The following is a 15,619-nucleotide window of genomic DNA, read 5'->3' on the forward strand; positions in this document are numbered from 1 at the left end:
GAGGTATTCTACATGTATGTTCCTGATATCAATTGCTAATACCATGTCCATGGATATCAGTCACTCCGTTTCTCACAGAATGATTGAGCCTGATGAAGTGATAGCTATAGTAGAAAGGGTCAGAGAGTGTGTGACGGCAATTGAAATGCAAGACCTTAATGGGCATAACTTATGCCATCAGTTCAAGGTAAGAGTATGTTGCCGCCTCACGAATATATATCATGCCCTAAGGTTCTCTGGAGAGGGTAGAAATATAGGTAAACCTCTAATGGAACTCAGGAGTGAGTTACTTCCGGAACAGAAAAATATGCCAAGGAACTACGGAAGCAAGAGCTAATGATGTCACCTTTTGAATCAAAAGTGAGGGTGGTTAGCACTTTAATCAACTATCCGAGCTAAAATATATTGACTGGTTTTAAGATACCAGAGGTATCAGTTGATGATTTTGGATAAAGAACTTATTGGTTATGTCATCCAACGTGCAAAAGAGGCGGTAGAAAATAAACAATTACCATTTTATGCACTGCTTGCTCATAAAGGCAGGATTCTTGTAGAAGCTGAAAACAGCGTGTTAACTGATAACGATATTACCTGCCATTCTGTCATGAACGTTATTCGTCGCGCAGGTAGAGAATTGTCTCAGGAGGTATTGAAAAAGAGTGTTCTCTATGCCAGCTCTGAGCCTTGTGCAATGTGCTCTGGGGCCATTTACTGGGCGGGAGTATCAAGAGTTGTGTTTGGCTGCAGTGGAAAAGCCCTCCAGCAGATTGCCGGACAATCCATTAGTGTGAATTGCCAGGATATTTTTAATCAATGTCATCCCATCATTGAAGCTGTTGGCCCAGTTGAAGAAGAGCTGGCTTCAGAATTGATAATGGAATTCTGGCCACACCCTTCATGATCCAATTCGTCAATTATAAAACTCAGACAGTCGGTTATCAGTCCAGCTCCATAAGGTTTTGGCTTGGGCACTATCATTGGCCTGCTTTCCTACTTTTCTGACCTTCGAGTTAGCAAAGTAAAAACCATTATGCCCATCAACTTTCGGCTCAAAGGCTAGATACAAAGTCGTTGCTGCGCCTTGTTCTGGTGACTTTAAAAATGGCCGAAATATTGGGAATAAAAAACGACTCAGGATTGTATTGTCACCAGAGCCAAGATTGGTATTTACTGCGCCAGGGTGAACGGTGTAAGTGTTTACAGGGTGGTTGGAGAGCTGTTCTGCAAGCTCAAGGTTGAACAGCATGAGGGCTAGCTTTGAGTGGCCATAAACCGGGAAAGTTTTAAATCCCTTCTCGGCATTGATGTTTTCAAAATCGATGCGCTTTGCCATCTTATAGCCTTCAGAGCTGACATTAATAATCCGGCTATTGTTGTCTGTTTGATTGCCAGAGCTTTTAAGTAAAGGAAGAAGTTGGGTTGTCAGCAAGAAAACACTAAGATAGTTAACAGCAAACATCGCCTCATAGTCATCTTGAGTCGTCTCATGGGTCGTATTAATAATACCTGCGTTATTGATAAGCAGGTGAAGTGGTTTGCCTGAATCGATATAACACTGGCTTGCCTTACTGACGTCTTCCAGAGAGGTCAGATCTGCAAGAATGATATCAATGTCATGATTACCCGTTTCTGCCGCAATCCGCTGTTTCAGTGACTCGCCTTTTTCTGAATTACGGCAGATCAAAGTGGTGTGATAACCACGCTTTGCAACTCCAATAGCTGTTGGAATACCGATACCACTGGTTGCCCCGGTAATAAGCGCGTATTTCTTTTTTTTCACTTTTCCCATCCCTTCATTTTTCGAATATCTTCCGTTATAGAGAAACTTCTCTAGGGTGCTCTCTCAATTTGATAACTGACTCATAGGTTAGCTTCAACCTTTCCAGTCATGAACTCAGACCAAAGTTGTTCCCAGCGCCCCTTACTCTGGATCAGTGCTCTTGTTGTCAAAAGCACTTCCGCTCCTGTTGCTTTCCACCTCATTCCAGAACCACATAATCGTTGCTTTACCAGAGTCTTACAAGCCGCTTCAGTAACTCCTGAACCTATTGGCCAATGGCGTTTAAGCGCCTGATGATAATTCATTAACTGGTGATTGTTTGTAAAATAGCTCACAGCTTTGTAGCGCTTCTCTGTCAGTGCGATTGTCTTTTTCGGGAGCTCGGCTGATTCAATTTCCTGAAGGATTTTTTTGGCTGCTCCACGCTTGTTTTTCAAACTATGTAGCCTGTCTTCAAGCCACTGGTGTCGCTTCGCCTTACTGGTTGGAAACAGTGCTTCCGCTGCTCCAGCTAAATATTCAGATGCATGATAAAAATCGAGTATCTGCCCAGAGGTATGTTGTTTCAAATAACTCCAGTTTTCTCTAGCCCCGTCAGCTACCCCGATGTATGTGGCATTTGGGTAGAGTCGTTTTAGATCTGCAATCTCCTCGTCGAGCTTGCTCATAAAGCTTTGTTTACCATACTCTGGCGAACTGGCTGTATATATCGTGTGGAGCCTGTCTCCATCTGCAGAATATAGGCTCAATGTCCCACACATGGCTTCCCTCCAGCCTTCTTCACAAAGCAGCATGCAGGTTCCATCCAGACCAATGGCTATTGTTTCAACAGGCTCTTTTAGTGGAGGAAGGTGGTAGTGAGTGTCTTGCTGGTCTTCAATTAATGCACCTACTCTGTCCGATAAATGCTTGATATAAGAATTTGAAAGCGTCCTTTGATGGTTGGTCTCAAAATCTTCTTTTACCGCAGGCGCTGGCATCTGGCTGTATTTCCAGGCGATAGACTTGGCAAATTTGGGGGTAGCTGAACCAATAATACCGGCACGAAGATCAAGTGCTGCCAGAGTACTGCCACCTCTGACACCCTGATATACGGAGCGCTCCAAAGGTATACGACCGTATAAGGTTTCATAGTGCTTAAGAACCTTTCCTTTGTAGTTCCACTTCTGCTGATTAACGACGATAGGTTCTTTATTGGGTGATTCAAATAGCCCCAATAACTCTTTTGTTCCAAGCTGCCCGGCTTCATTGAGTGCACGCTGTAAACTATCTTCAAGATTCAGCATGTTGCCTGAATCTATAGAAACTTCAATTTGCAAAACGATGCTTTTGGTAGAGCTGGAAATAACAGAAGCGGGCATGACAGTTAACTATTATGAGTGGTGTTCCCATAGTAGCTGTGAAAATAGAGCACTATTGTTTCAATCATTCAGAGAGAGCACCCCTTCTCTAGCTTAATCCGTTGGCAACTCTAACACAGTAATAAAAAGGTTGTGTTAACACCTTGTTTTTTTAAGTACTGAATTTATACGGTAGGTTTAACATAAGAGAGCTTATAGTAGGTTGAAGAAATGAGTTACTTATATTGACGAGAATATCCACTTTAAGATTCTTTGTTTTTATCTAAACGACATAGAAAAATTGTGATTTAGTTATAATTGGATGGAGAGTGCGGTAATTAAAAGAGTGGGCTTGTTTATGTCCTGCGTATCTGTCCCTGTATGAACTAAAGAATGCCCGAGGGGCAGAAGCCTGCCCCTGACAGCATTAGCTTTCCCCTTTCAGCTTACGCTTAAGAATGTTGTAAATTTCCTGCTGGTCTCTGCTGTGAACAAATCGCAGCGCTTCTCTCAGTGTGGGCAGGCTGCTGGCAATCATCGGGCAGTCTAATAACTGATCGAGCTTTTCCATGTGCAGGATATCCGGACGTACCTGTTTGACTGGTGTTTCTTTAATTTCCGAGCTGCCTATTACCAGTTCAGCCAGACTGATCTGACTGAGTAAGCTTTTAATACCAATCAGAGCAAAGGCCAGATGCTGACGTGAGTGTGGGAAGGGATTATTGATGCCATAGCAGATCATCCGGCTGTACATCTCAATCTGCACGAGAGCGCTGTCATGGCAACCCAGAGGGTTGTCGATGCTGTCCATGCTCTCCAGGCCAATCATATCCTGGCTTAGATCCTGTATGGTTAACTCCTGCTGACCGAAAACTGGCTTGATCGATTCCATGGCTTTACTCCCCTGTAAGTCATTTTCAGTCTTTTATATCATTGATTTTGCAAAAGATTGTCTAACAAAGCGGCCAGTATTGCTGACCAGCCAGGAAATCAGGGCGATTACTCGAAAATAAACAGTCAATTGATAAAAATCAGCAGGATACATGCTCCCTTGCTTGATGAGCTTCCAAGTCATACACCCCTTCTTATGGGTTCCCTCTTTTCTCAAGGGCTTCTTTGCCATCAATAAGCAGTGCCTGCTCTCGCATGGAAGATCTCAGCAGAGAATTAGTTAGTGGTCTAAAGTATTTTCTGTGGCTGATTTAAAATTTGTTAACTTTGGTTGTGATTTTGCTGTATTTTGATGATTTTATTCAATGTTTTTGTATTGATGTGTAATGTCATGTTGGTTAGACTTCTAATCAATTGGCTGTTGAATAACAAGAATGTGCTGAAAGTGAGTGTTTTATTTATCTATCAATGCTTGTCCTTTGATAGATTTTGTTCATGGTTTCATCTTGTCAAATCCATGGCTCTCAGGCCGCTGCTCCTGCCAGATCTATCTACCCAAAGCCTCCAGTGCAGCGTTTGGGTGTTTAGTCATTCTTACCTGTGTTTTTTTATAAATAGGATTTCGCAGTGAGTCGGTCTCTATTGATAACTCTCTGGTTGAACAGCTTTTTTAAAACAAGACGAAGTAGTACGGAGAAACTTGATGCGCCTCAGAAACTTTGTGGATGGCGACTATTGCAGTAACAGTAGCGGTGAGACATTTCAGGTTATTAATCCCGCGACTGGAAAAGTTGTTTATCAGGCTGAACTGGCTGATGAGGCGATCAGACTGGCAGCTATCAGCAGTGCCCGCCGGGGATTTGAACAGTGGTCGGCCATGACTGGCATGGAACGCAGTCGTATTCTGCAAAAAGCGGTAGCCCTGTTAAGAGAGCGAAATGATCAGCTGGCGGCTATTGAGGTGGAAGATACCGGTAAGCCCTGGCAGGAAGCATCGGTTGTGGATGTCGTTACCGGTGCTGACTCAATTGAATTTTTTGCCGGACTTGCTCCTGCCATCGAGGGCAACCAGCAAAGCCTGGGTGATGATTTTTATTATACCCGCCGCGAGCCGTTGGGGATCTGTGCTGGTATTGGGGCCTGGAATTACCCCCTGCAGATTGCCTGCTGGAAGTCTGCTCCTGCACTGGCCTGTGGTAACAGCATGATCTTCAAGCCTTCAGAAGAGACGCCACATGGTGCCCTTAAGCTGGCCGAAATTTTTATTGAAGCGGGTGTGCCGGCAGGTGTGTTCAATGTTGTGCTGGGGGATGCCGAGGTTGGCAAGTGGCTGACCGGGCATCCTGATATCTCAAAAGTGTCGTTCACTGGGGAAGTGAATACCGGCAGACAAGTCATGTCTGCTGCAGCCTCTTCTCTGAAAGAAGTCACCATGGAACTTGGTGGTAAATCTCCCCTGATTATTTTTGAAGATGCAGACCTGGACGAAGCAGTATCTGCGGCGATGCTGGGTAATTTTTACACCCAGGGAGAAATCTGTACCAATGGAACCAGAGTATTTGTGCATCGTTCGGTTTATGACGCGTTTGTTGAAAAGCTGCTGACTCGTACCCGCAATAATATTGTGGCTGGTGATCCAATGGACCCTGCTACCAATTTCGGAGCCCTGATTTCCGAGAAGCATCATCGAGTGGTACTGGACTTTATCAAGGCTGGACTGGATGAAGGGGCAACCCTGCTTGAGGGTGGTAAATCATTGTCGCCTGAAAACGCGTCCGGTGGTTATTTTGTAGCACCAACCATTTTTACCGACTGCCATGATGATATGACCATTGTACGTCAGGAGATTTTTGGGCCAGTCATGTCGCTGCTGGTATTTGACGATGAGTCAGAGGTGTTACAGAGGGCCAATAACACCACTTACGGTCTGGCCGCGGGTGTCTATACCCGGGATATCCGGCGTGCCCATCGGGTTACCCGGCAACTGGAGGCCGGAATCTGCTGGATTAACAGCTACGGACTATCGCCGGCGGAGATGCCTGTGGGTGGGTACAAATTGTCCGGTATTGGCCGTGAGAATGGCGTGGAGACCCTTCGCCACTACACTCAGCTGAAGTCTGTCTATGTGGGCATGACGCCACTGGAAAGCCCATTTTAATAAAAAGACAGAGCTATTTATGTCCACATCATCGAATACTATTTCTAAGTACGATTACATCATTGTTGGTGCGGGTTCGGCAGGCTGTGTGCTGGCGAACCGTTTGACGGAAGACCCTGCCGTTAATGTTCTGCTGTTGGAGAACGGGGGAAGTGACCGCAGCCTGTTTATTCAAATGCCGACTGCGCTCTCCATCCCAATGAATACCGATAAATTTGCCTGGCAGTTTGAAACTGAACCTGAGCCTTTCTTAGACAACCGTCGTATGCACTGTCCCCGAGGCAAAGTACTGGGGGGCTCGTCATCCATTAACGGCATGGTCTACGTACGTGGTCATGCGCGGGACTTTGATGAATGGCAGAGCCATGGAGCCGAAGGCTGGAGCTATGCACACTGCCTGCCTTATTTCAGGAAAGCGGAAACCTGGGCGTTTGGCGGTGATGATTATCGTGGGGATAGCGGCCCGCTGGGGGTGAACAACGGCAACGAGATGAAAAATCCCCTTTATCAGGTCTTTGTCGATGCGGGTGTAGAGGCCGGCTACTTTTCTACCGATGATTACAATGGCCGTCAGCAGGAAGGGTTTGGTCCCATGCACATGACGGTGAAGAATGGACGTCGATGGTCTACTGCTAATGCCTATCTTCGGCCTGCCATGCAGCGTTCAAACCTGACGGTGATCACCCATGCCCTGGTTCATAAAGTGCTGCTGGAAAACAAAGTGGCAGTTGGTATCCGTTATGAGCGAAAGGGCAGGGTTCAGGAGGTAAAGGCCGATAAGGAAGTGATCCTGGCTGCCGGCTCGGTTGGCTCACCACATATTCTGCAGTTATCCGGTATTGGCTCAAAGACTGTATTAGCTGAGGCGGGTATTGAATTGCAGCATGAGCTGCCGGGTGTAGGAGAGAACCTGCAGGATCATCTGGAGTTTTATTTCCAGTTCAAATGTGAGCAGCCTATTACCCTGAATGGCAAGCTGAACTGGTTCAGCAAGGGGTTGATTGGTGCCCGCTGGCTGCTGGATCGTAAAGGGCTTGGCGCTACGAATCACTTTGAGTCCTGTGGTTTTATCCGCTCCAAAGCAGGTGTTGAGTGGCCCGATCTGCAGTACCACTTTCTGCCTGCCGCCATGCGTTATGACGGCAGAAGTGCTTTTGATGGTCATGGTTTCCAGGTTCATATCGGTCATAACAAACCGAAGAGCCGCGGATGGGTTCGGGCAAAAAGCAGTAATCCAACCGGGTGCTCTCTCAATTTGATAACTGACTCATAGGTTAGCTTCAACCTTTCCAGTCATGAACTCAGACCAAAGTTGTTCCCAGCGCCCCTTACTCTGGATCAGTGCTCTTGTTGTCAAAAGCACTTCCGCTCCTGTTGCTTTCCACCTCATTCCAGAACCACATAATCGTTGCTTTACCAGAGTCTTACAAGCCGCTTCAGTAACTCCTGAACCTATTGGCCAATGGCGTTTAAGCGCCTGATGATAATTCATTAACTGGTGATTGTTTGTAAAATAGCTCACAGCTTTGTAGCGCTTCTCTGTCAGTGCGATTGTCTTTTTCGGGAGCTCGGCTGATTCAATTTCCTGAAGGATTTTTTTGGCTGCTCCACGCTTGTTTTTCAAACTATGTAGCCTGTCTTCAAGCCACTGGTGTCGCTTCGCCTTACTGGTTGGAAACAGTGCTTCCGCTGCTCCAGCTAAATATTCAGATGCATGATAAAAATCGAGTATCTGCCCAGAGGTATGTTGTTTCAAATAACTCCAGTTTTCTCTAGCCCCGTCAGCTACCCCGATGTATGTGGCATTTGGGTAGAGTCGTTTTAGATCTGCAATCTCCTCGTCGAGCTTGCTCATAAAGCTTTGTTTACCATACTCTGGCGAACTGGCTGTATATATCGTGTGGAGCCTGTCTCCATCTGCAGAATATAGGCTCAATGTCCCACACATGGCTTCCCTCCAGCCTTCTTCACAAAGCAGCATGCAGGTTCCATCCAGACCAATGGCTATTGTTTCAACAGGCTCTTTTAGTGGAGGAAGGTGGTAGTGAGTGTCTTGCTGGTCTTCAATTAATGCACCTACTCTGTCCGATAAATGCTTGATATAAGAATTTGAAAGCGTCCTTTGATGGTTGGTCTCAAAATCTTCTTTTACCGCAGGCGCTGGCATCTGGCTGTATTTCCAGGCGATAGACTTGGCAAATTTGGGGGTAGCTGAACCAATAATACCGGCACGAAGATCAAGTGCTGCCAGAGTACTGCCACCTCTGACACCCTGATATACGGAGCGCTCCAAAGGTATACGACCGTATAAGGTTTCATAGTGCTTAAGAACCTTTCCTTTGTAGTTCCACTTCTGCTGATTAACGACGATAGGTTCTTTATTGGGTGATTCAAATAGCCCCAATAACTCTTTTGTTCCAAGCTGCCCGGCTTCATTGAGTGCACGCTGTAAACTATCTTCAAGATTCAGCATGTTGCCTGAATCTATAGAAACTTCAATTTGCAAAACGATGCTTTTGGTAGAGCTGGAAATAACAGAAGCGGGCATGACAGTTAACTATTATGAGTGGTGTTCCCATAGTAGCTGTGAAAATAGAGCACTATTGTTTCAATCATTCAGAGAGAGCACCCATCCAACCGACAGCCCTGAGATTCAATTTAACTATCTTGAGCATGAATCAGACCGGGAAGGTTTTCGCGATTGTGTGCGTCTGACCCGTGAAATTATCAACCAGCCGGCCTTTGACCCATTTCGGGGGGATGAGATTCAGCCAGGTCATGGTGTGCAGACTGATGCTGAAATCGATGCGTTTGTTCGCAGTGCTGTTGAAAGTGCCTATCACCCTTCCTGCTCATGCCGTATGGGCAGTGATGAACTGGCCGTGGTTGACCCTGAAACTCGAGTCAGGGGTATAGAGCGACTACGTGTTATTGACTCATCCATTTTCCCAACGATTCCTAATGGAAACCTCAATGCTCCAACCATTATGGTGGCGGAAAAGGCTGCAGATATGATTCGGGGCAAAGAGTCGCTCAGCCCATCTGATGCGGTGGTTGGGATGGATGAAAACTGGAAAGAACGACAGCGCTCGGGCAGTCCAGAGCGTGCGGTAATTTAATTTCGCGGCTGGAGAAGGATAACCAGCCAAACGGTGGACAGCCTGAAAGATTAATTCTAACAGGGGCTGTTCACGGCATTCTAAAAATAAATAAAAACAGATTAACTCTGGAGATGCTTATGACTGCCTGGTTATCAGCCGGCATACTGTTTACCTTTCTCGCGGTGGCGTTCGTCCTGCTTCGTTGGGGTAATGTCCGATGTATCGGTAACACCCCTGTACGAACCCTGACCTTTATCGCCATTCTGTTCACCTCCGGCCTTGATGTGGGGCTGATCATGTTCCCATTGACCGAGTTTGGGGGGTATGCCGATTTGCAGGCGAGCCCTGAGTATGGGTTTGCCAACCCACTGGCTATTGAGTTTGGGTTCTGGGGCTTTCTGATCTGGGCTTTTTATTTCCTGACGTGTTTCTATTTTTGTGTGATCGAGCCTAAGGTTGGATTCTTTGAGCTGCCTTTGGTTAAGGTCATCAATAATATTGTCATTATCGGTACCTGTGCGTTTACTTCGTATCTGTTGCTGGCCAACCTGCCCTGGTATCTGCCAGAGGTTGGAGACGGTGAAACGATTGTTGCTTCCTTCTACTTGATCGTATTTATTGCCATTGCTATTGCTGTTTATTCCAGTACCAGTCTGCGGTATGTCCGGTTTCTGAGTGTTTCAACAACTATTCTGTTTCTGGGGCTGATCGCTGTGATGTGGCTGGGGGCCGTGACCTCAACGGAAGGCAGTGCGGGAGAAATGGTGAAAACAGTTGCACTGCTGGGAAGCTACTTTGGAAATATTCATCAGTTTGTCCTGCCTATTAATGATTACCATGAGTTTTATCTGCTCTGGTGGTTCTCCTGGAGCATCATGATTGGCCAATTTACTTCCCGTTTTGTCGGTGGATTAACGACCTGGCAATTGTTGGCGGCTATGCTGGTTATACCGTCTATTCCCGTTGGTATCTGGTTCTCGGTTCTTTACTACTATCATTCGAACGGGTTGGAAACGACAGGCTTCTACAACCTTGCCATGGTGTTTGTTGGTATCACCTTTGTTATTAATTCACTGGACTCTTTGATCAGGCTGTACACGGATAACCTGAATCTGACGGTAGCGCGTTTCGGCAAGTGGACATATATCCTGGGTAATATTGCTGCCATGAGTGTACTGACACTGTTGTTTAAACTGGATTTTCTTGAGATTCAGTGGGTAGGCGCTCTGGTGATTGGCCTGTTCTTTGCCTGCTTTGGCTACATTGTGCTCACCAGGCTCAAGCCAGTTATGCAGATAAAAGCCAGTGGAGAAAAAGAGTCTGTGGACTACGGTAAGATTGAAATGGCGAACTGATACTCCTTGGTCATCTATTCATAATGGATTAGGTATTCTTTTTATGGATGGGTGACCAATCGCTTTCCCAGGAGCTCGAACAGTTGTAAGTAAACGAAATAAATACATACCAATAAATTCTCAACTCCTTTTGATCTCCTCAGCTAACTTATATCACTCAATGCCCTTTGTTTTTTCTGATAGCCAGAGAGTGTTTGCTATGAAGGCAATGGTGGTGAAACAGATTGGTTCCGCCGATGTGTTTGAGTGTACTGAGTACCCAGTCCCTGCGGCCAAACCGGGGCATATGGTCATAGAAGTCAAGGCAAGCAGTGTTAACCCGCTGGATGTGATGCTGCGCTCTTCAGAAAATCCATGGTCGGAGAACCGTCCAGACATACTTCATGGTGATGTTGCTGGTGTTGTTCATGAGGTAGGTGACGGCGTCTCAGGGTTTAAGCCAGGCGATGAGGTGTATGGATGTGCCGGTGGTGTTGCAGGGCAGAATGGTGCTCTGGCTGACTATATGCTGGTCGATGCAGAGTTGATGGCAAAAAAACCTGAGTCACTGTCAATGGGCGAAGCGGCAGCTTTGCCGCTGGTTTCCATAACGGCCTGGGAAGGGCTACATGACAAGTTGAAGGTCACTAAAGGAGATCGGGTGCTGATTCATGGTGCGACAGGTGGTGTGGGTCATATTGCCATTCAGCTGGCCCGACATTTTGGTGCAACCGTAACAGCAACCACCAAACCAAGAACGCTGGATGTTGCGGCTGGTCTTGGAGCTGATCACCTGATTAATGTGATGGATACATCGGTTCAGGAATACGTACGACAATTTGCCGGTGGTGTAGGCTATGACAAAGTGTTTGATACCGTTGTCGGCGAGAACATCAAAAACAGCTTCGAGGCCGTTCGTTTTTATGGTGACGTGGCTGTCAACCTGCCGGTGGAAGATACGTTTCCGGTGCTGATGAAAAGCTTGAGTCTGCACGGTGTTCTGATGTTGGTCCCCCTTTTTAATGGTATCAACAGGTCGGCACATGGTCGGATCCTGACGGAAGTCGCTCAACTGGTGGATAAAGGTGTGATTAAACCACTGATTGATCCTCACTCCTTTACTATCTGGCAGGTGGCTGATGCCCACCGCCATCTTGAATCAAGGCAGGCCGTTGGCAAGATTATTCTTACCATGGATTGATTCCATTTATCCCTCATAAGATGGCTGTGTGCGGCTTACAGGCAGTGGGATAATCAGCTCTGGCTGGTAATCGTCGGGGGTATGATAATCATGCCCTTTTTGATTGGCCATGATGCGGGTTTTCCCCAGAGTCTGATTAATGTTGCTGTGAGTGTGGCCATAGAACCAGTAGTCTGGTTGCCATTTCCAGATCATGTCATTCAGACGGTTGATAAAGTAAGGGGCCAGCTCAGAACCCACCCATTTGGGTTCTATACATTCAGGTACTGGAGCAAAGTGTGTGATGACCACGGTTGGGCCTGAAAATGGGGAGGCCAGCTCAATTTCGAGCCATTGAAGGCATGCCTTATTTTCATCCATCTGGTCTGCGGCTGTTATCAGCCTGTTCCCCACATGAATGCTCTGAAAATCACTGATTCTTTTCTCAGCGATTTGTTGAGCATAAGCCGTGTTTTCTTCAAAGAGGTCAAACGAAGACCATAAGGTGCAGCCAAGAAAACGAACACCTTTTAAGTCGATGCGGTTTCTTTCCAGAAAAAAGACATTTGGTGTTTGACTTGCTCTCTCCTGCAGCTGCCCCTTTAAGGTATGCAGATCATGGCCATAGTATTCATGATTACCAGCAATCAGAATAACGGGGGCGTCATTTTTTATTGCTACGGATTCGGCGTAATCAACACTGTCTGTTCCACTATCGATATCTCCGGCAAGGATAATGATGTCGGCTTCGGGAACGGTAACGAGCTCTTTTTGATCGAAGGGCACAAACTCTTGATGAAGGTCAGAGTGGAGAGACAGTTTTACCATTTCACCAAAGGCATGAAAGCTGGCCAGCATGCAGAGTAGAGCTCCAAAACACCGTGACTGGACGATCATAACAAACGATCCTTCTGAGTTTCAGAAAACAGGAAAGGATAGTCGGATGAGCGAATCGTATTAGATCATACCAATCGAACTTTCAAACTCTCTATTGCGCTGAAGATTTGAGTCTTAATCCTGCGTTGGCGATCGTCGCCATAGCTTAGGCTATGACTCCTCACGCCGCCTTGTCTTAAGGGGCAAATCTTCATGCTCATCACGGGAGTTAGAAAGCACGATTGGTATTACTTATTCGTTGATCTGGAGCCGGTATTTAAGTAATTGCAGATAACTGCGTTCCGTTCGTTGAATCACAAAGGGCTTTGCATATCTTTAACCCCTTGTGATTCACAGGGCTTACTCAGGGCACGTGATAGCCCATTGGCATTTTCTCATCGTATTGCAGCCAGACTTTATTCAGCCAGGTTTCAGAGCCCAGCCAGTCCAGAACCCACTTCAGACCCTGTCCCATATTTTCCTGATTCCAGGCAAGCAGACAGCCATCATTATAGTGCAGGTTAACAACGTCTTTACGCACTAGAAGCCCTTCTGCGATATAAGGTTTGGCAAAATGGCTTGGCAAAATAGTTGCTCCAAGTCCTCTTAACAGACACTCAATGGCTGCCCGGAAACTGGGAACCAGAAGTACCTGCTGGTTTTCCAGAAGCAGGTTGTAGCCATGACGGAAGAATCGTGAGGTATCCTGTATGCAGATGGAGCGGTACTCCTGCAATTCTTCCATGGAGAGCGGCTCTTTACGTTTGGCCAATGGGTGATCCGGGGAGACGACAAAATCCCAGGTCATATTGCCCATTGAACGCCAGGCAAAACGATCTTGGTTAAGAATCGCTTCCGGGATATCCTGAGGGGCGCCAATCACGACCTGACAACGCCCATGGAACAATGAATCCCAGGAACCGTTGTAGACCTCGGTATTGATGACCAGACCTGCCTCAGGGCGTACAGCCTGAAGATCCTGAATCAGGTCATAGACCTTTCCCTGGTTTACCACGTTATCCAGGGCGATACGCAGTTCCTGCTCCCATCCAGTTGCTAATTGTCGTGTACTGTCTTCGAGTTCCTCCAGTGCGGCAAGCAGCTTGTCGGTGTGCTCAATAAAGTGCTCACCCGCCGGTGTCAATTCGACGCGCTTGCTGTCACGAAGGAACAACTGCACACCCAGGCGGTCTTCCAGTTTACGAACGGTGTAGCTGATTGCCGAAGGCACTTTATGCAGATGCTTCGCGGCCGCTGTAAAGTTACGAAAATGGGCGACTGCCCGAACAATCTGTAGCGTTTCCGTTGGAATCATAGAAGGCTGTTATGGGTTGAGTAGATAAGGTTGGCAATAATACCTGATCAGCGCTGGTTCTTTTCAGATTTTTTCATTATCTGCACACTCCTGCTCATCAGGAGTGTGCGGGGCAGGGCAGGTTAATTGTGGTTATAGCCAGAAGAGTCCTCGGCATTTCCAGGCTCTTGAACCGGATGTTTCTCAAAGTAATCAAGGCAACGTTTCAGATCATCAACCAGCAGGTCGGCCAGATCATGGGTAAACCCATGACGAACCAGAATGCGCATGATGACAAGGTCTTCACGGTTTGCTGGCATGGAATAGGCGGCGATCTGCCAGCCCCGGCTGCGGATGCGATCCGAAAGGTCTTAAAGATTGAACCCGGGGTTTAACCCTTTTTTCAAAGACCAGCTCATGGCCGGTATGCCGCCCTTGCCATTATAAATAATGTCAAACACGCCCAGCTTTTCGATCTCTTTGCTAAGGTATTGAGCGGTTTCATAGCAAGCCTGTTGTATACGACGATAACCTTCTTTCCCGAGTCTCAGGAAAATATAGTACTGTGCGGCAATCTGTCCGCCAGGCCGGGAAAAATTCAGAGCAAAGGTTGGCATGTTACCGCCAAGATAGTTTACGCGGAAAATCAGATCCTCGGGTAGGTCCTCCTTGTCGCGCCATACAACCCAGCCAACTCCGAGGGGGGCAAGGCCAAATTTATGCCCTGACGCATTGATGGATTTAACCCGTGGCAACCTGAAGTCCCACAGAAGATTGGGTTCGCAGAATGGAGCCAGAAAGCCACCACTCGCCGCATCAACGTGTATGGGAATATCCAGACCGGTGTCCTGTTGGAGTTTATCCAGTGCCTTACTGACGGCTTCAACGGGTTCGTATTGACAGGTAAACGTGACCCCCAGAGTTGGTACGACACCAATCGTGTTTTCATCACAACGTTTGATCACTTCCTCTGGGCTCATGATCAACCGATCTCCTTCCATAGGGATTTCCCTGAGCTCGATATCCCAGTAACGGGCAAACTTATGCCAGCAGACCTGTACCGGGCCGCAGATCAGGTTGGGCTTGTCTGTTGGCTTTCCCTGTTGCTTCATTTTTTCCCGCCAGCGCCATTTTAATGCCATTCCACCCAGCATGGCTGCTTCACTGGACCCTGTTGTGGAGCAGCCCAACGTATTCATGGCATCCGGAGAGTTCCACAGGTCGGCCAGCATATGAACGCAGCGGCTTTCCAGCTCGGCGGTCTGTGGGTATTCGTCCTTGTCGATCATGTTTTTGTCGACACACTCATCCATGATTTTGTGTACTTCTTCATCGACCCATGTCTGGCAGAATGTGGCGAGATTCTGGCGAGAGTTACCATCCAGCATGAGTTCGTCATGAACCACCTGAAAAGCATGTCTTGGCTCCTGCTGCTTCTCCGGCATTTTATATTTGGGCATGCTGATGGAAAGATCGGACGATGCATAAACATCGTCGACCAGGTTATCCAGAATATCATCGTGGTAATGCAGAGGCATGATGTACGCTCCGGGACATGGTGGCATGTACCTTCTGAATGCTGGTGTTGTGAGCGCTTGTGAAATCGATCGGTGAAGGCCATGTTATCACTCGTACAAACACCAACACTTCAGAGGTCTTCAGGAA

General features: G+C 47.0%; 14 protein-coding genes and 1 pseudogene. 6 read left to right on the forward strand and 9 right to left on the reverse strand.

The annotated features are described in order from the left end of the window. The first annotated feature begins 445 nt into the window (after window positions 1-445). Window positions 446-901, forward strand: a complete 456-nt coding sequence (locus ACOCLE_RS21505; protein WP_419534173.1) for a nucleoside deaminase — start codon at window positions 446-448, stop codon at window positions 899-901. A gap of 9 nt (window positions 902-910) precedes the next feature. Here the strand turns inward: ACOCLE_RS21505 and ACOCLE_RS21510 are convergent, their stop codons facing one another. The 4 genes from ACOCLE_RS21510 to ACOCLE_RS21525 all read right to left on the reverse strand — a co-directional run bounded on the left by ACOCLE_RS21510 (window position 911) and on the right by ACOCLE_RS21525 (window position 4,195). Further along, window positions 911-1,789, reverse strand: a complete 879-nt coding sequence (locus ACOCLE_RS21510) for an SDR family NAD(P)-dependent oxidoreductase (RefSeq protein ID WP_419534174.1) — start codon at window positions 1,787-1,789, stop codon at window positions 911-913. Between the two features lie 71 nt (window positions 1,790-1,860). Beyond that, window positions 1,861-3,141: an ISKra4 family transposase gene (locus ACOCLE_RS21515; protein ID WP_419532972.1), complete on the reverse strand. Its 1,281-nt coding sequence runs from the start codon at window positions 3,139-3,141 to the stop codon at window positions 1,861-1,863. Between the two features lie 406 nt (window positions 3,142-3,547). Then, window positions 3,548-4,012: a hypothetical protein gene (locus ACOCLE_RS21520; protein ID WP_419534175.1), complete on the reverse strand. Its 465-nt coding sequence runs from the start codon at window positions 4,010-4,012 to the stop codon at window positions 3,548-3,550. Between the two features lie 33 nt (window positions 4,013-4,045). Next, on the reverse strand, window positions 4,046-4,195 hold the full coding sequence (locus ACOCLE_RS21525) for a hypothetical protein (protein WP_419534176.1): 150 nt from the start codon (window positions 4,193-4,195) through the stop codon (window positions 4,046-4,048). A gap of 519 nt (window positions 4,196-4,714) precedes the next feature. Between ACOCLE_RS21525 and betB the strand changes: the two genes are divergently transcribed. Continuing rightward, window positions 4,715-6,169 carry a betaine-aldehyde dehydrogenase gene (gene betB / locus ACOCLE_RS21530; RefSeq protein WP_419534177.1) on the forward strand — a complete coding sequence of 485 codons (1,455 nt, stop codon included), beginning with the start codon at window positions 4,715-4,717 and terminating at the stop codon, window positions 6,167-6,169. A gap of 19 nt (window positions 6,170-6,188) precedes the next feature. Then, window positions 6,189-7,406 (forward strand): annotated as a pseudogene (locus ACOCLE_RS21535) (choline dehydrogenase); the annotation flags it as partial. A 30-nt stretch (window positions 7,407-7,436) separates the two neighbouring features. Here the strand turns inward: ACOCLE_RS21535 and ACOCLE_RS21540 are convergent. Then, complete coding sequence (locus ACOCLE_RS21540; RefSeq protein ID WP_419532972.1) at window positions 7,437-8,717, reverse strand: ISKra4 family transposase; 1,281 nt, start codon at window positions 8,715-8,717, stop codon at window positions 7,437-7,439. Here ACOCLE_RS21540 and ACOCLE_RS21545 point away from each other — a divergent pair. From ACOCLE_RS21545 to ACOCLE_RS21555, 3 genes are all read left to right on the forward strand, one after another. Continuing rightward, entirely contained in the window at window positions 8,716-9,288 is a 573-nt protein-coding gene (locus ACOCLE_RS21545) for a GMC oxidoreductase (RefSeq protein WP_419534178.1), read from the forward strand. The genes ACOCLE_RS21540 and ACOCLE_RS21545 overlap by 2 nt on opposite strands. Before the next feature lie 119 nt (window positions 9,289-9,407). Then, a complete protein-coding gene (locus tag ACOCLE_RS21550; protein WP_419534179.1) occupies window positions 9,408-10,625 on the forward strand; it encodes a BCCT family transporter in 1,218 nt (405 codons plus the stop codon). Window positions 10,626-10,785: 160 nt separating this feature from the next. Beyond that, a complete protein-coding gene (locus tag ACOCLE_RS21555; protein WP_419534180.1) occupies window positions 10,786-11,805 on the forward strand; it encodes a zinc-dependent alcohol dehydrogenase family protein in 1,020 nt (339 codons plus the stop codon). 6 nt (window positions 11,806-11,811) lie between these two features. On the opposite strand, the gene ACOCLE_RS21560 is transcribed toward ACOCLE_RS21555, so the two are convergent. The 4 genes from ACOCLE_RS21560 to ACOCLE_RS21575 all read right to left on the reverse strand — a co-directional run bounded on the left by ACOCLE_RS21560 (window position 11,812) and on the right by ACOCLE_RS21575 (window position 15,492). Further along, window positions 11,812-12,681 carry a metallophosphoesterase gene (locus ACOCLE_RS21560; RefSeq protein WP_419534181.1) on the reverse strand — a complete coding sequence of 290 codons (870 nt, stop codon included), beginning with the start codon at window positions 12,679-12,681 and terminating at the stop codon, window positions 11,812-11,814. A 343-nt stretch (window positions 12,682-13,024) separates the two neighbouring features. Continuing rightward, window positions 13,025-13,975: a LysR substrate-binding domain-containing protein gene (locus ACOCLE_RS21565; protein ID WP_066015287.1), complete on the reverse strand. Its 951-nt coding sequence runs from the start codon at window positions 13,973-13,975 to the stop codon at window positions 13,025-13,027. Between the two features lie 122 nt (window positions 13,976-14,097). Further along, window positions 14,098-14,274, reverse strand: a complete 177-nt coding sequence (locus ACOCLE_RS21570) for a hypothetical protein (RefSeq protein ID WP_419534182.1) — start codon at window positions 14,272-14,274, stop codon at window positions 14,098-14,100. Between the two features lie 51 nt (window positions 14,275-14,325). Next, complete coding sequence (locus ACOCLE_RS21575) at window positions 14,326-15,492, reverse strand: glutamate decarboxylase (RefSeq protein ID WP_419534183.1); 1,167 nt, start codon at window positions 15,490-15,492, stop codon at window positions 14,326-14,328. Window positions 15,493-15,619: the final 127 nt, after the last annotated feature.

The sequence above is a fragment of the Endozoicomonas sp. genome, from assembly GCF_965196975.1.
In the GTDB taxonomy this organism is placed as follows: Bacteria; Pseudomonadota; Gammaproteobacteria; order Pseudomonadales; family Endozoicomonadaceae; genus Endozoicomonas.

Excerpts from the sequence above, each read along its gene's own strand:
- ACOCLE_RS21545 (WP_419534178.1), top strand. The coding sequence starts at position 8,716 with ATGACAGTTAACTATTATGAGTGGTGTTCCCATAGTAGCTGTGAAAAT.
- ACOCLE_RS21565 (WP_066015287.1), bottom strand. The coding sequence starts at position 13,975 with ATGATTCCAACGGAAACGCTACAGATTGTTCGGGCAGTCGCCCATTTT.
- ACOCLE_RS21540 (WP_419532972.1), bottom strand. The coding sequence starts at position 8,717 with ATGCCCGCTTCTGTTATTTCCAGCTCTACCAAAAGCATCGTTTTGCAA.
- ACOCLE_RS21570 (WP_419534182.1), bottom strand. The coding sequence starts at position 14,274 with ATGCCAGCAAACCGTGAAGACCTTGTCATCATGCGCATTCTGGTTCGT.
- ACOCLE_RS21510 (WP_419534174.1), bottom strand. The coding sequence starts at position 1,789 with ATGGGAAAAGTGAAAAAAAAGAAATACGCGCTTATTACCGGGGCAACC.
- ACOCLE_RS21525 (WP_419534176.1), bottom strand. The coding sequence starts at position 4,195 with ATGACTTGGAAGCTCATCAAGCAAGGGAGCATGTATCCTGCTGATTTT.
- betB (WP_419534177.1), top strand. The coding sequence starts at position 4,715 with ATGCGCCTCAGAAACTTTGTGGATGGCGACTATTGCAGTAACAGTAGC.
- ACOCLE_RS21520 (WP_419534175.1), bottom strand. The coding sequence starts at position 4,012 with ATGGAATCGATCAAGCCAGTTTTCGGTCAGCAGGAGTTAACCATACAG.
- ACOCLE_RS21575 (WP_419534183.1), bottom strand. The coding sequence starts at position 15,492 with ATGCCTCTGCATTACCACGATGATATTCTGGATAACCTGGTCGACGAT.
- ACOCLE_RS21560 (WP_419534181.1), bottom strand. The coding sequence starts at position 12,681 with ATGATCGTCCAGTCACGGTGTTTTGGAGCTCTACTCTGCATGCTGGCC.
- ACOCLE_RS21550 (WP_419534179.1), top strand. The coding sequence starts at position 9,408 with ATGACTGCCTGGTTATCAGCCGGCATACTGTTTACCTTTCTCGCGGTG.
- ACOCLE_RS21515 (WP_419532972.1), bottom strand. The coding sequence starts at position 3,141 with ATGCCCGCTTCTGTTATTTCCAGCTCTACCAAAAGCATCGTTTTGCAA.
- ACOCLE_RS21555 (WP_419534180.1), top strand. The coding sequence starts at position 10,786 with ATGCCCTTTGTTTTTTCTGATAGCCAGAGAGTGTTTGCTATGAAGGCA.